At 71.4% G+C, this 13,541-nt stretch carries 12 protein-coding genes; 2 read left to right on the top strand and 10 right to left on the bottom strand.

Annotated features, from left to right (window positions below; all coding sequences use genetic code 11):
- Window positions 1-82: 82 nt before the first annotated feature.
- From OHA91_RS30320 to OHA91_RS30290, 7 genes are all read right to left on the bottom strand, one after another.
- Window positions 83-208 carry a hypothetical protein gene (locus OHA91_RS30320; RefSeq protein ID WP_266503038.1) on the bottom strand — a complete coding sequence of 42 codons (126 nt, stop codon included), beginning with the start codon at window positions 206-208 and terminating at the stop codon, window positions 83-85.
- A 182-nt stretch (window positions 209-390) separates the two neighbouring features.
- Window positions 391-1,218: a shikimate dehydrogenase gene (locus tag OHA91_RS30315; RefSeq protein WP_031150203.1), complete on the bottom strand. Its 828-nt coding sequence runs from the start codon at window positions 1,216-1,218 to the stop codon at window positions 391-393.
- A 6-nt stretch (window positions 1,219-1,224) separates the two neighbouring features.
- A complete protein-coding gene (gene mltG / locus OHA91_RS30310) occupies window positions 1,225-2,973 on the bottom strand; it encodes an endolytic transglycosylase MltG (RefSeq protein ID WP_328740379.1) in 1,749 nt (582 codons plus the stop codon).
- 129 nt (window positions 2,974-3,102) lie between these two features.
- A complete protein-coding gene (gene ruvX, locus OHA91_RS30305) occupies window positions 3,103-3,573 on the bottom strand; it encodes a Holliday junction resolvase RuvX (protein ID WP_030028999.1) in 471 nt (156 codons plus the stop codon).
- 2 nt (window positions 3,574-3,575) lie between these two features.
- Complete coding sequence (gene alaS, locus OHA91_RS30300) at window positions 3,576-6,245, bottom strand: alanine--tRNA ligase (RefSeq protein ID WP_031150207.1); 2,670 nt, start codon at window positions 6,243-6,245, stop codon at window positions 3,576-3,578.
- Complete coding sequence (locus OHA91_RS30295) at window positions 6,245-6,589, bottom strand: DUF6167 family protein (RefSeq protein ID WP_031150209.1); 345 nt, start codon at window positions 6,587-6,589, stop codon at window positions 6,245-6,247. Before OHA91_RS30295 ends, alaS begins: the two co-directional genes overlap by 1 nt.
- A gap of 8 nt (window positions 6,590-6,597) precedes the next feature.
- Window positions 6,598-7,065 (bottom strand): DUF948 domain-containing protein, encoded by a 468-nt coding sequence (locus OHA91_RS30290; RefSeq protein ID WP_031150211.1) that lies wholly within the window; start codon window positions 7,063-7,065, stop codon window positions 6,598-6,600.
- 161 nt (window positions 7,066-7,226) lie between these two features.
- On the opposite strand from OHA91_RS30290, the gene OHA91_RS30285 reads away from it, so the two are divergent.
- Window positions 7,227-9,440: an ATP-binding protein gene (locus tag OHA91_RS30285; RefSeq protein ID WP_328740377.1), complete on the top strand. Its 2,214-nt coding sequence runs from the start codon at window positions 7,227-7,229 to the stop codon at window positions 9,438-9,440.
- 100 nt (window positions 9,441-9,540) lie between these two features.
- On the opposite strand, the gene rpsD is transcribed toward OHA91_RS30285, so the two are convergent.
- Window positions 9,541-10,152, bottom strand: a complete 612-nt coding sequence (gene rpsD, locus OHA91_RS30280; RefSeq protein WP_030026606.1) for a 30S ribosomal protein S4 — start codon at window positions 10,150-10,152, stop codon at window positions 9,541-9,543.
- A 286-nt stretch (window positions 10,153-10,438) separates the two neighbouring features.
- Here rpsD and OHA91_RS30275 point away from each other — a divergent pair, with 286 nt between their 5' ends.
- Window positions 10,439-11,134 carry a DUF2470 domain-containing protein gene (locus OHA91_RS30275; protein WP_328740375.1) on the top strand — a complete coding sequence of 232 codons (696 nt, stop codon included), beginning with the start codon at window positions 10,439-10,441 and terminating at the stop codon, window positions 11,132-11,134.
- A gap of 88 nt (window positions 11,135-11,222) precedes the next feature.
- On the opposite strand, the gene OHA91_RS30270 is transcribed toward OHA91_RS30275, so the two are convergent.
- Together OHA91_RS30270 and OHA91_RS30265 are read right to left on the bottom strand one after the other, a co-directional pair.
- The gene (locus OHA91_RS30270; protein ID WP_328740374.1) at window positions 11,223-12,128 is read right to left on the bottom strand and encodes a DUF2199 domain-containing protein; all 906 of its coding nucleotides are present in this window, start codon (window positions 12,126-12,128) and stop codon (window positions 11,223-11,225) included.
- Between the two features lie 46 nt (window positions 12,129-12,174).
- Window positions 12,175-13,533: a replication-associated recombination protein A gene (locus OHA91_RS30265; protein ID WP_328740372.1), complete on the bottom strand. Its 1,359-nt coding sequence runs from the start codon at window positions 13,531-13,533 to the stop codon at window positions 12,175-12,177.
- Window positions 13,534-13,541 lie beyond the last annotated feature (8 nt).

The raw sequence follows: 13,541 nt of genomic DNA, 5'->3' as shown, positions 1-13,541 counted from the left end.
GGCCCGGACCCGCCTCACCCGAATCCTCCCACGTCCGGAGTGGTTTCACGGGCCCCGGTCCAGCTATCGGACGCCCTGCTGGTCAGCGGACCCGGCTGCGGCGCCCGCGGAGCCAGCTGATCGCCGTCCAGACGCCCACGGAACCTATGAGTCCGAAAACGACGGCCTTGGCCCAGACGGGCAGGTCCCCGAAGGCCACTCTGATCATGCCGAACAGCGCCAGAGGGACATCCCACTTCGACGCGAGTGCCTGATCCGTGTCCGTCCCGTCCAACCCGACCCCCTGTAAAAGTGCAGGTGAACAGGGTAACGGGCCAAATTACCGGCGAGTAGGCGAGATCCCGCCAAGATCATCCGACAGGGCTGGGGCCGCCTGCGGGCGCCGGAGCCTCAGTGGGCCCCGGAAAGGGCCGCGAGGCCCGCCCGCCGCATCACTTCGAGCGGCGCCGGGGAGCGGCCGGTCATCTGCTCGACCTGGAGGACCGCCTGGTGCACCAGCAGGTCCAGGCCGCCCAGCAGATTGCCGCCGCGCTGCGACCATGCTGCGGCGAGGGCCGTGGGCCAGGGCTCGTAGAGGACGTCGAAGAGGGTGCCCGGGGCGTCCGGGACGGCCGCGGCCAGTTCGTCGGTGGCTCCGGCCGGGGTGGTCGCGATGACCAGGGGCGCCTGGAGCGCACCGGCCGCCTCGGACCAGTCGGCCGTGCGGACGGCCACGCCGAGCCGCTCGCCCCACTGCCGCATCTCGTCGGCGCGCACCGACGAGCGGACGTACGCCGTGACCTCGCCGGTGCAGATCCGCGAGAGCGCGGCGAGCGCCGAGGAGGCGGTGGCCCCGGCGCCGAGGATGGCGGCCGAGGACACCTTCTCCACGCCGCGCTCGTGCAGCGCGGCGACGATGCCCGGGATGTCGGTGTTGTCGCCCAGGCGCCGGCCGTCCTCGGTGAGGACGACCGTGTTGACCGCCTCGACGGAGGCCGCCGTGTCGCTGACGCCGTCCAGCAGCGGGATGACCGCCCGCTTGAGCGGCATGGTCAGCGACAGTCCGGCCCACTCGGGACCGAGCCCGGAGACGAACCCCGGGAGCGCGGCCTCGTCGATCTCGAACCGGTCGTACGACCAGTCGTCGAGGCCGAGCTCCTGGTACGCGGCACGGTGCAGCACCGGTGAGAGCGAGTGCTCGATGGGCGAACCCAGCACCGCGGCCCGTATCCGTGTCATGTCCTGCTACCCGCCGTTCTTCTGCTTCTGCCGTTCCTGGAACTCGGCCACGAGCTTGAGGTGCTCGTCGTAGGTCTTGGTGAAGGTCGTCGTGTGGCCGTCGACCGACACGAAGAACATCCAGCCGCCGTGGTCCGGATTGAGCGTAGCGGTCAGCGCGTCCATGCCGGGGTTCCCGATCGGGCCGACCGGCAGACCCTTGATGAAGTGGGTGTTGTACGGGTTGTTGAACGCCTGGGCTTCCTTGAGGTTGAAGTTGATCTCGCTCTGGTTCTTGACGTAGTTGTACGTCGAGTCGAACTCGATCTTCTGGTTCGTGACGTCGTTGGTCTTCTTCATGCGGTTGTAGACGACCTCGGACATCTTGCGGAAGTCGTCGTGGTTCTTGCCCTCGGCGTTGACGAGACTGGCGACCGTGACGACCTGCAGCGGGTTCTCCAGCCCCAGCTCCTTGGCCTTGGCCTCGATGCCCAGCTCCGAGTACTTGTCGGAGGCGTTCTTGACCATCAGCTTGAGCAGCGACTCGGGGGTGCTGTCCTTGCTGAGGTCGTAGCGCGTCGGGAACAGGAAGCCCTCGAGCGGGTCGATGAGCTTGGGGTTGTTGCCGGCCCAGGCCGGCAGCCCCAGGTTCTTGGCCTCGCGCTGGGCGATCTCCTTGGTGGTGCCCTCCGGCTTGCCCAGCTTCTTGTCGATCGCCTCGTACACCTTGGAGTTGCGCATGCCCTCGGTGACGGTGATGACGTTGAGCTTGGTGGGGTCGATCATCAGCGCGACGGCGGCCGCACCCGACATCTTCTTGTTCATCGGGTAGACGCCGGGCTGGATGGACTTGCCCTTGGGGTTGGCATTCGCCGCGTCGACGAAGGCCTGGGCGCTGGCGACGACACCGGCTTCCTTGAGGATGCGGCCCATCTGCCCCAGGCCCGCGCCCTTGGGGATCTCGACGTCGACCACCTCGCCGGCGCCCTCCCCCGCGAAGTCCTCGGCGGGGGCGAACCTCGCCTTGATGTAGGAGTAGCCGTAGTAGCCGCCACCGCCGACCACGCCGAGGATGACCACGGCCGCGATCAGGCAGGCCATGCCGCTGCGCTGCTTGGGCTTGCCGCCCTTCGAACGGCCGCCGCGGCGGCCGTTGGACTCGTCGCCGTCGTCCTCGCCGTCGCGACCGCCGCCGGCGACGGGGAGGATGCTCTCGGGCTCCTCCTCCTGCTCGACGGGCTCCGGCTCCAGGTGGCGCCGGCCGGGGGGCTGCGGCGGCGGGTAGGCCTCGTCCGTGCTGTAGAGGTCAGGGGTCTCCCCCGGGTAGCCGGCCGACGGCTGCTGGGCGTAGTTCGCTCCCGCGTACGGGTCGGTCTGCACGGCCGCCGTGTACTGGCCCTGGCCGGTGTCCCAGCCCTGGCTGTCGTACGCCGGCTGCTGGGGCGGGTCCGGCTGCTGCGCGTACTGCTGCTGCGGGGCGTACCCCTGCTGCGGCTGCGCGTACTGCTGCTGGGCCTGCTGCGGGGCGTACCCCTGCTGCGGCTGCTGCTGGGCGTACTGCTGCTGGTACTCGGGGTACTGCTGATACTCCTGGTACTGCGGCTGCTGGGGATGCTGCTGCTGGTACTGGGGCTCCTGCTGGTACTCCTGCTGCGGGGCACCGGCGTACGGCACCTGGCCCTGCTGGGTCTGGTGCCCGGTCCACCCCTGGTCCCCGTACAGGGGGTCCTCGGGGTGCCAGGGTTCGGGGCCACGGCCCCGGCCATACTCAGTCATCGGTCCCCTAGAGCCGCGAGACGCGAGGCCACGGACTCCGTCGTCCGTGCCACCCGGTTCCGCCTCTTTGACGGTGGGCGACGGCTGTTCGAATGCCGTCTCATCGCGCGGAACGTTACCGTATCGCGATCAGACAACCACTTCGACGCACTCACCAGGCGGATTACCTGATACCCGTTCGGTCTCAAGAGCGTTCTGAAGGATCACCACAGCGGCGGCCTGGTCGATGACCGACCTGCCCTTCTTCGCGTTCCTGCCGGAGGCCCGCAACCCCTGGGCGGCGGTGACCGTGGTCATCCGCTCGTCCACCAGACGGACCGTCACCGGCTTGATGCCCTTGGCGAGTTCGTTCGCGAAGGCGCGCACCTTGGCCGCGGCCGGCCCCTCCCGCCCGCTGAGCGAGCGGGGGAGGCCGACCACGACTTCGAGGGGCTCGTACTCCTCGACGAGCTGCCGCAGCCGCCGGTGGGCGAAGGGGATGTCCCGGCCCGGAACGGTTTCCACCGGTGTGGCCAACACCCCATCGGGGTCACAGGACGCGACCCCGATCCGGGCGTCCCCGACGTCGATGGCCAGTCGGCGGCCGCGGCGCAGGGTCATCGTCAGACCGTCTCGACGACGAGGCGCTCGACGGCGCTGATGGCCTCCGGGACCGCGGCCGGGTTCTGGCCGCCGCCCTGGGCGACGTCCGGCTTGCCGCCACCGCCGCCGCCGAGGGTCTTGGCGGCCGTACGGACCAGGTCGCCGGCCTTGAGACCGCGCTCGCGGGCGGCCTCGTTGGTGGCGATGACGGTCAGCGGGCGGTCGTTCGCCACGGTGAAGAGGGCCACGACGGCCGGGCGGTCGCCAGGGATGCGGCCGCGGACGTCGAGGACCAGCTTGCGCAGGTCGTCGGCACCGATGCCGTCCGCCACCTGGCCGACGACGAGGGCGACGCCCTTGATGTCCTGGGCGTTCTGGGCGAGCCCGGCGGCGGCCTGGAGGACCTTCTCCGCGCGGAACTTCTCGATCTCCTTCTCGGCGTCCTTCAGCTTGCCGAGCATGGAGGCGATCTTCTCCGGCAGCTCCTCCGGACGGCCCTTGACCAGTTCCTGGAGCTGGGCGACGACCGTGTGCTCCTTGGCGAGGAAGTTGTACGCGTCCACGCCGACGAGGGCCTCGACACGGCGCACGCCGGAGCCGATGGAGGACTCGCCGAGCAGCTTGACCAGACCCAGCTGGGCGGTGTTGCCGACGTGCGTGCCGCCGCACAGCTCCTTGGAGAAGTCGCCGATGGTCACGACGCGGACCCGCTCGCCGTACTTCTCGCCGAACTCGGCGATGGCGCCCTGCTTCTTCGCCTCGTCGATGCTCATGATCTCGGCGGTCACTTCGAGCTCGCGCGAGAGCACGTCGTTGATCTTCTGCTCGACGTCGGTGAGGACCGAGCCGGGGACGGCGTTCGGGGATCCGAAGTCGAAGCGGAAGCGGCCGGGGCTGTTCTCCGAACCGGCCTGGGCGGCGGTCGGGCCGAGCGCGTCGCGCAGCGCCTGGTGGGTCAGGTGCGTGGCCGAGTGGGCACGGGCGATGGCCCGGCGGCGCCGGACGTCGATGGCGGCGTACGCGGAGGCACCCACCGTCACCTCGCCGACCTGGACGGACCCCTTGTGCACGGAGACGCCCGGGACCGGCTGCTGGACGTCGCGGATCTCGATGACGGCGCCGGTGTCGAGCTTGATCCGGCCCTGGTCGGCGAGCTGGCCGCCGCCCTCGGCGTAGAAGGGGGTGCGGTCGAGGACGACCTCGACCTCGTCGCCCTCGGAGGCGGCGGGCGCGGAGACGCCGTTGACCAGCAGGCCGACGATGGTGGACTCGCCCTGCGTGGTGGCGTAGCCGGTGAACTCGGTGGCGCCGGAGCCGTCGGCGATCTCCCGGTAGGCGGACATGTCCGCGTGGCCGGTCTTCTTGGCCTTGGCGTCGGCCTTGGCGCGGTCGCGCTGCTCCTGCATCAGGCGGCGGAAGCCGGGCTCGTCCACGGAGAGGCCCTGCTCGGCGGCCATCTCCAGGGTGAGGTCGATCGGGAAGCCCCAGGTGTCGTGGAGCAGGAACGCCTTGTCGCCGGAGAGGACCGTGCCGCCGGCGGCCTTGGTCTCGGTCACGGCGGTGTCGAGGATGTTGGTGCCGCCCTTGATGGCCTTCAGGAAGGCGGCCTCTTCGGCGAGGGCGACGGTCTCGATGCGCTTGCGGTCGGTGATGAGCTCCGGGTACTGCTGGCCCATCGTCTCGATCACGACGTTGATCAGGTCCTGGACGACCGGACCGGTGGCGCCCATGAGGCGCATGTTGCGGATGGCGCGGCGCATGATGCGGCGCAGCACGTAGCCGCGGCCCTCGTTGCCGGGGGTGACGCCGTCGCCGATGAGCATCGTCGAGGTGCGGATGTGGTCGGCGACCACACGCAGCGAGACGTCCGTGTGCTGGGCGGCGCCGTACTGCACGCCGGTCAGCTCGGTGGCCTTGTCCATGACGACGCGCAGGGTGTCGGTCTCGTACATGTTCTGCACGCCCTGCAGGATCATCGCGAGGCGCTCGAGGCCGAGACCGGTGTCGATGTTCTTCGACGGCAGGTCGCCGAGGATCGGGAAGTCTTCCTTCCCGTCGCCGGCGCCGCGCTCGTACTGCATGAAGACCAGGTTCCAGATCTCCACGTAGCGCTCGTCGTTGACGGCCGGGCCGCCCTCGACGCCGAACTCGGGGCCTCGGTCGTAGTTGATCTCGGAGCACGGGCCGCAGGGACCCGGGACGCCCATGGACCAGAAGTTGTCCTTCTTGCCCAGGCGCTGGATGCGCTCGGCCGGGACGCCGATCTTGTCGCGCCAGATCTGCTCGGCCTCGTCGTCGTCGAGGTAGACGGTGATCCAGAGCTTCTCCGGCTCCAGGCCGTAGCCGCCGTCCGCCACGGAGCTGGTGAGCAGCTCCCAGGCGTACTTGATGGCGCCTTCCTTGAAGTAGTCGCCGAAGGAGAAGTTGCCGCACATCTGGAAGAACGTGCCGTGGCGGGTGGTCTTGCCCACCTCTTCGATGTCCGGCGTACGGACGCACTTCTGGACGCTGGTGAGCGTCGGGGCCGGCGGCTTGGTCTCACCCAGGAAGTAGGGCTTGAACGGCACCATGCCGGCGGGCACCAGCAGCAGAGTCGGGTCGTCCGCGATGAGCGACGCCGAAGGGACAACGGCGTGACCGCGCTCCTCGAAGAAGCTCAGCCAGCGGCGGCGGATTTCAGCCGACTCCATCAGTGGTCCTCATTCCGGTTGTACGAAAGCTTTGGTCGGTTGTCGATCTGGTGGTTCTCGATGGCCCGCAGCCGCCTCGGCCCGGGGAGGGCGGTGACGTCGTCGGGCCGGTCGGGGTCCTGGTGGAGCCCCAGTGCATCGTTCAGCTCGTCCTCGCGCTGCGTCATTCCCGCTTTGACGTCGAGGGCGAAGTCCTTGAGGCGGTGGCCCGCCTCCACGGCCTTGTCGGCGGCCTGGGCCGCGAGGCTCTCCGGCGTCAGCTTCTTGAGCTGGCGGTTGACCTTGGTGGTGGCCCACACGCCGGCGGCTGCGCCGGCGGTGAACCAGAAGGCTCGGCGGAACATCGGCGGTCTCAGTCCTTCTGCTTCCGGCGCCGGGCGGCCGGCACCGTTCGGCCAACGATCACAGTACGGCCACCGCCGTCACTCCGTGTACGGCGGGAGGCCTTGGGCGGCACGGCGCCCGATGCCCCGGCATCCCCCTTGCCCAGCGCCTTGCGGACGCCGTAGCCGAAGGCCGCGACCTTCACGAGCGGCCCGCCGAAGGCGGTGGCCACGGTGGAGGACAGGGCGGAGGCGTTGGACGTGACCTCCTGGACGTCGCTCGCGATGGCGTCGACCCGGTCGAGCTGGGTGCGCGCGGAGCGGACGGTGCTGGAGGCGTCCGCCAGCAGCGGTACGGCCTGGTCGGTCACTTCGGACACCAGCTTGGTGGTCGCCCTGAGGACCTGCGCCAGCCGCACCAGGGCGACGGCGAGGAAGGAGATCAGGATGGCCCAGAAGACGGCCACGATGATCCCGGCCACCTCTACACCGGACACGTCACACCGCTCTCTGTCTCTACCCGAACCGCCGGCGGCAGCGATTCCTACAAATGGTCCTCCGACCCTATCGCGCCGGGGATCCCCGGCCCTACCCGAATTCGGGGTCGGGGGCACGCGTCTTGGACGCAGCGCATCCGGACCAGTACGCTCCGTGTCCCATGCGACACAGACCCCTTCGACGTACCGCCCGGGGCAATCTTCCCTCGGAGCTGAGCGGGTTCATCGGGCGGGGTGCCGAACTCGCCGAGCTGGGGGGCCTGCTGGAGGTCTCGCGGCTGGTGACCGTGACCGGTGTGGGCGGGGTCGGCAAGTCACGGCTGGTCCTCGCGGCTGCCCGGTCGGCCGCCGAGGACGCGCGCGAGGCCTCGGAAGCGCAAGGGGCACAAGGGGCGCACGCTCCGGTGGAGGAACGCTACTGCGACGGCGTCTGGCTGGCCGAGCTGGCCTGCGTACGGGATCCGGCGCTGCTGGAGCTGACGCTCTCCGAGGCGCTCGGGCTGACCGACCACACCACCCGGCCGCCCCGGACCGTCCTGGCCGAGCACCTGGCCGACAAGCGGCTGCTGCTGGTCCTGGACGGCTTCGAGCAGCTGGTGGACGAGACCGCTTCTCTGGTACGGGAGCTGCTGCTGCGCTCTCCCGGCCTGCGGGTACTGGCTGCGGGCCGGCGCCCGCTGGAGGTGGCCGGGGAGCGGACGTTCCCGCTGGCCCCGCCGGTCCCGGAGGAGGCACTGGCGCTGCTGGAGGCGCGCGTGTCCGCCGCCGACCCGGCCTTCGCGGCGAGCGCGGCAGACCGGGCGGCGCTCGTGGAGGTGTGCGCGCGCCTCGACGGGATCCCGCTCGCCCTGGAGCTGGCGGCGGGCCGGCTGCGGATGCTGTCCCCGGCCCAGGTGCTCTCCCGGCTGGAGGACCGCTTCGGGCTGCTGACGGGCGGCGCGCGCGGGGGGCTCCCCCGGCACCGGACGCTGCGTACGGCCATCGGCTGGAGCCATGAGCTGTGCACTCCGGCGGAGCGGCTGCTGTGGGCGCGCCTGTCGGTGTTCGCGGGGCAGTTCGACCTCGACGCCGCCGAGTACGTGTGTGCCGGGCCCGACATGCCGGTGGAGGGCGTGCTGGACCTGGTGGGCGAGCTGCTCGCCCAGTCCCTGCTGGTCCGGGAGGAGACGGCCGCCGGGGTGCGCTTCCGGATGTTGGAGACCGTACGGCTGTACGGGGCGGGCTGGCTGGAGTCGCTGGGTGACGCGGTGCGGCTGCGGCGGCGGCACCGGGACTGGTACATGGGGCTGGCGACCTGGTGCGAGCTGGACTGGTTCAGCCCCCGCCAGCACGAGGTGGCGGCGCTGGTGGAGGCGGAGCTGCCGAACCTGCGGCTCGCCCTGGAGTGCTGCCTCGACGAGCCGGACGAGCTGCACCTGGGCCAGTACCTGGCGGGCACCCTGTGGTTCTACTGGGCGGGCTGCGGGCGCCTGACCGAGGGCCGGCACTGGCTGGACCGGACCCTGGACCCCCCGGGCGGGCAGGAGACGCAGTACGAGGGCTCACGGCTGAAGGCCCTGTGGGTGCTGGGGTACGTCGCGGCCCTCCAGGGCGACGCGACGGCCTCGATGTGCGCCCTGTACGAGTGCCGGGACGGGGCGGCGCGCAGCGGGAACCGGGTGGCGGCCGCCTACGCGGTGCACCGCCTGGGCTGCCTGGCCCTCGTCTCGGACGACATGGCCCGGGCCCGGGAGCTGCTGGGCGAGGCGCTGGAGCAGTACCGGGCGGCCGGCGAGCTGAACAGCAACGTGCTGATGTGCCAGGTCGAGCTGGGGATGGCGCTGGCCTTCCTCGGGGACCTGCCGGGCGCGCTCGCGCTGTGCGGGGAGGTCCGGGAGATCTGCGACGAGCGCGGGGAGCGCTGGACGAAGGCGTACGCCCTCTACGTGCTGGCCTACGCGGCCCTGGAGGCGGGCGGCACGCAGGAGGCCCGGCGGCTGCTGACCGAGTGCGTGGAGATCAACCACGCCTTCAACGACCTGGTCGGGCTGGTCCTCGCGCTGGAGCTGCTCGCGCTGGTCACGGTCGCGGAGGGCGATCCGGCCGAGGCCGCGGTGCTCCAGGGCGCGGCGGAGCCGATGTGGGGCGGGGTGGGGCTGCAGCTGTTCGGCTCGGGGTGCTTCAACGCCCCGCGGCTGATGTGCCGGGAGCGGGCGGGGGAGGTGCTGGGCGCCGAGCGCTACGCGGCGTACGCGGCCGAGGGGCGGGAGCTGTGCCGGGAGTCGCTGGTGGTGCGGGCGCTGCGCGGGGCGGCGCGGGTGCCGCGTCCGGCGGGGCTGGGCGGGGTGCCGGGTCCGCGGGTCTCGCGCAGCACGGCCCGGGCGGACCAGCCGTAGCCGCCGTCACCCGCGTTCACCCGGAACGCGGAAAACCCGCCGCCCCATGGAGGGGACGGCGGGTTTCCACCAGCCTGTGAGGGCTACGCCTGCCGGAAGATCAGCGGGCGTAGTACTCGACGACGAGCTGCTCGTCGCAGATGACCGGGATTTCCTTGCGGTTCGGGTCACGGTCCAGGCGGAAGGCCAGGGCCTTCAGGTTGACCTGCAGGTAGCGCGGGGTCTCGCCCTCGCCTGCGTAGCCACCCTCACGGGCAACCTGGAACGGAACCTTCTCGCGGCTGCGCTCGCGCACGGTGATGACGTCGTCCGGGCGGACACGGAACGACGGCTTGTCGACCTTGGCGCCGTTGACCTCGATGTGGCCGTGAACGACCATCTGGCGGGCCTGGTAGATCGTGCGGGCGATGCCCGAACGCAGGACCAGGGCGTCGAGACGACGCTCGAGCTCGACGACCAGCGCCTCGCCCGTCTTGCCCTCGGCCTTCTTGGCGCGGTCGTACGCGCGGGCCATCTGGCGCTCGGAGATGTCGTACTGAGCGCGCAGACGCTGCTTCTCCAGCAGACGGACCTTGTAGTCCGAGTTCTGCTTGCGGCCACGGCCGTGCTCGCCCGGCGGGTAGGGGCGGGCCTCGAAGTACTTGACGGCCTTCGGCGTCAGGGCGATGCCGAGGGCACGAGACTTCTTGACCTTGGGTCGCTTCTGGTTCACGGGGAACCTACCTCCATGTAAGTTAGGTGAGGCTTACCTTAGCGAGGAGGACGTAATGTCTCGACCACATGGGATCCCCCTGCCCAGTGCGCAACGCAGTTCGGATTCCAACGAAACAGAATCCGCTTGCGCCGACGATAAGCAAGGTCAGCCGCGTCCCAGGGAAGGCGTTCGGCAGCTCACCGGAGCCGAACGCGTACGAACCCTCGTAGAGTCCAACGCCTCAGTATCCCTCACCCTGATCGGTGCTCGTGACAGTCACGGGCCCGAGGAGTTCGGGACGGGGATGCCGGTCGCGCGGACCGTCATCCCGGACGGGGACGTGATTCTCCTTGTTTCCGGGGAATCCACGGCTGCCAGGGCAGCCGCTCACGCCCAGGACGACGACGTCACCGCCGTGATCGAGATCACGGACGTGGCGCCGGTGTCCGTCCCACATCGTATCCGAGGCCGTGCGTGGCTGGCCGGGTGGCTGACACCGGTGCGTGGGGACGACCGCGCCGGGTGCGCCGCGCTGCTCGCCGAGCGGCACCCGGTGGGCGAGCTGCTGGGCCTGGGCGAGTCCCTCGACGCCCCGGCGGATCTTCTCCAGGGCGGGGGCCGCCCCGCCTGGATGATGCTGCGCCTGGAGGTCGGCGAGATCACGGTGGACGACCTGTGGGGCGCCGAGCACGTGGACCCCGAGGACCTGGCCGCGGCGGAGCCGGACCCGGTGTCCCCGCACGAGGCGGAGCTGCTCCAGCACCTGTACTCCTCCCACGGCGACCGGATCGGCGAGCTGTGCGGCCTGCTCGGCGACCGCGGGGTGCGGGGCATGACCGCCGTGCCGCTCGCCCTGGACCGCGTGGGCCTGCGCGTCCGCTTCACCGGCGGCGCCTCCGGCTCCTCCTTCGACGCCCGCTTCGACTTCCCGGAGCCGGTGGCGGACATCTGCGGCCTGCGCCGCGCGATGCGCGCCCTCTTCTCGGCCGCCTCTCACTGAGGGCAGCCGGCCAGCATCTCCTGGAGCGGCCGCTTCTCCAGCTCGGTCACGGACAGCCCGTACTCGGCCTTGATGCCGGTGTAGCGGGCTAGAGGGTGTTCACGGCGTGGTCGAGCGAGCGCCAGATCCGCTGGGCCCAGGCCAGGTCGGCGGCGTCCTCGTAGGAGCAGTACAGCCCGGCGGCGATGCCGGGGGCGACGGCCATGCCGTAGAACTCGTGCCGCGGCCGGCCGTTGTCCTGCGGGGTCAGCCAGAACGCGTACCGCACTCCCCCGCCCAGCGGTTCCCGTACGCGCTGGGCGGGCCGGGTGTCGGGCGCGCCGGACAGCAGCTCCGTGAGGAAGTCCGCGGGGGCGCGGCCGGGGACGTCGTCCCGCATCAGGCTGACGGAGGCGCTGCGGTCCTCGGCGGTGAAGTGGTCCGCGCCGTCGGCGAAGGAGGCGCTGAGACCGGCGGTGCGCAGGACCGACCAGCGGCCGCCGAGATCGGTGCGCACGTCCACCGGCAGCGGGTACGGGAAGCGGCTGAGGACGTGGTCGCGGTCCCAGGTCCGCGTCAGGACGCGGGAGGCCACCGGGTGGCGCACGTCGACGACGCAGGGCAGCTCCTCCGGGTCGGCGACCTTCGCGGTGACCGCGGCGCCGAGCAGGTCGTCGCCCCAGGGCTGGATCCGGTTGGCGAAGGTGCCCTCGACGGACAGGTCCGCGTAGCCGGGCTGCTCCCACAGCTCGTGGGCGCGCCGCAGGGTGGCGTCGTCCACCTCCACCCAGGCCCCGAGCACCAGCTCGGTGTCGTGGGTCAGCCGGACGGGCAGCAGGCAGCGGATGAATGAGCCGATCCCGTCCACCCGGAGCAGGGCGCGCACGCCGAGCCGGTGGAGGGCCTCCTCGGGCGCCCCGAGGGCGGCGTCGGGCAGGTTGAAGCCGAAGTCGATGCGGCGCTCGTCGGCGAGCGCGTCGCCGCAGCAGGCGCAGGTGGGGAGGTCCGTGGTCACCCGGGCAGCCTAGTACCGCGGCCAGGACGCCCCCGCCGGGGACGCCTCAGCCGCGGTCGGTCCCGCGCAGGCGCTCGCGGACCTTCTCCACCACGTCCGCGTAGCGCGCTTCGGCGCCGTAGCGGGTCGGCTCGTAGTACCGCTTCCCGTGGATCTCGTCCGGGGCGTACTGCTGGGCCGCGATGGCGCCCGGCACGTCGTGCGGGTACACGTACCCCACCGCGTGCCCGAGCTTCGCCGCGCCCTTGTAGTGGCCGTCCCGCAGATGCGTCGGGACGGAGCCCGCCAGGCCCGCGCGTACGTCGGCCAGCGCGGCGCCGATCGCGGTCGTGGCCGTGTTCGACTTCGGGGCGAGGGCCAGGGCGATCGTGGCGTGCGAGAGGGTCAGCGCGGCCTCCGGGAAGCCGATCATCGCCACCGCCTGGGCCGCGGCCACCGCGATCGGCAGCGCCGTGGGGTCGGCCAGGCCGATGTCCTCGCTCGCGGAGATCATCAGCCGGCGCGCGATGAACCGGGGGTCCTCGCCGGCCTCGATCATCCGCGCGAGGTAGTGCAGCGCGGCGTCCACGTCGGAGCCGCGGATCGACTTGATGAGCGCGCTCGCCACGTCGTAGTGCTGGTCGCCGTCCCGGTCGTAGCGGACCGCCGCCCGGTCGACCGCCCCCTCCAGCGTCTGGAGGGTGATCTCCTCCTCGCCCTTGGCGATGGCCGAGCCGGCCCCCGCCTCCAGCGCGGTCAGCGCCCGCCGGGCGTCACCGCCGGCGATCCTCAGCAGGTGCGCCTCGGCGTCCTCGGGCAGGGTCACCGCCCCGGCCAGGCCCCGCTCCTCCGTGAGCGCGCGCCGCATCAGCGCGCTCAGGTCGTCGTCGGTCAGCGGTTCCAGCGTCAGCAGCAGCGATCGCGACAGCAGCGGGGAGATGATCGAGAAGTAGGGGTTCTCCGTGGTGGCCGCGATCAGCGTCACCCACCGGTTCTCGACGGCCGGCAGCAGGGAGTCCTGCTGGGCCTTGCTGAAGCGGTGGATCTCGTCGAGGAAGAGGACGGTCTCCTTGCCGTAGCCCCCGGCCGCACGGCGCGCGCCCTCGATGACGGCCCGTACCTCCTTGACGCCCGCCGTGATGGCGGAGAGCTCCACGAAGCGCTTCTGCGTGGCCTGGCTGACCACGTAGGCGAGGGTCGTCTTCCCGATGCCGGGCGGGCCCCAGAGGATCACCGAGGAGGCACCGGCCGGGCCGCCGGCCCCTTCGCCGACCAGCCGCCGCAGCGGTGATCCGGGCTTCAGCAGGTGCTGCTGGCCGACGACCTCGTCCAGGGTGCGCGGACGCATCCGGACGGCGAGCGGCGAACTCGCGGGGTCCTTCTCCTGGCGCTCTTCGGCGGCTGCGGTGAACAGGTCTGGTTCCACACGGGAAG

Source organism: Streptomyces erythrochromogenes (assembly GCF_036170895.1).
GTDB lineage: Bacteria > Actinomycetota > Actinomycetes > Streptomycetales > Streptomycetaceae > Streptomyces > Streptomyces erythrochromogenes.
The sequence above is the reverse complement of the archived record's forward strand: the minus strand, read 5'-3'. Positions and strand labels throughout refer to the sequence as shown.

Excerpts from the sequence above, each read along its gene's own strand:
- OHA91_RS30320 (WP_266503038.1), bottom strand. The coding sequence starts at position 208 with ATGATCAGAGTGGCCTTCGGGGACCTGCCCGTCTGGGCCAAGGCCGTC.
- OHA91_RS30315 (WP_031150203.1), bottom strand. The coding sequence starts at position 1,218 with ATGACACGGATACGGGCCGCGGTGCTGGGTTCGCCCATCGAGCACTCG.
- mltG (WP_328740379.1), bottom strand. The coding sequence starts at position 2,973 with ATGACTGAGTATGGCCGGGGCCGTGGCCCCGAACCCTGGCACCCCGAG.
- ruvX (WP_030028999.1), bottom strand. The coding sequence starts at position 3,573 with ATGACCCTGCGCCGCGGCCGCCGACTGGCCATCGACGTCGGGGACGCC.
- alaS (WP_031150207.1), bottom strand. The coding sequence starts at position 6,245 with ATGGAGTCGGCTGAAATCCGCCGCCGCTGGCTGAGCTTCTTCGAGGAG.
- OHA91_RS30295 (WP_031150209.1), bottom strand. The coding sequence starts at position 6,589 with ATGTTCCGCCGAGCCTTCTGGTTCACCGCCGGCGCAGCCGCCGGCGTG.
- OHA91_RS30285 (WP_328740377.1), top strand. The coding sequence starts at position 7,227 with ATGCGACACAGACCCCTTCGACGTACCGCCCGGGGCAATCTTCCCTCG.
- OHA91_RS30275 (WP_328740375.1), top strand. The coding sequence starts at position 10,439 with ATGCCGGTCGCGCGGACCGTCATCCCGGACGGGGACGTGATTCTCCTT.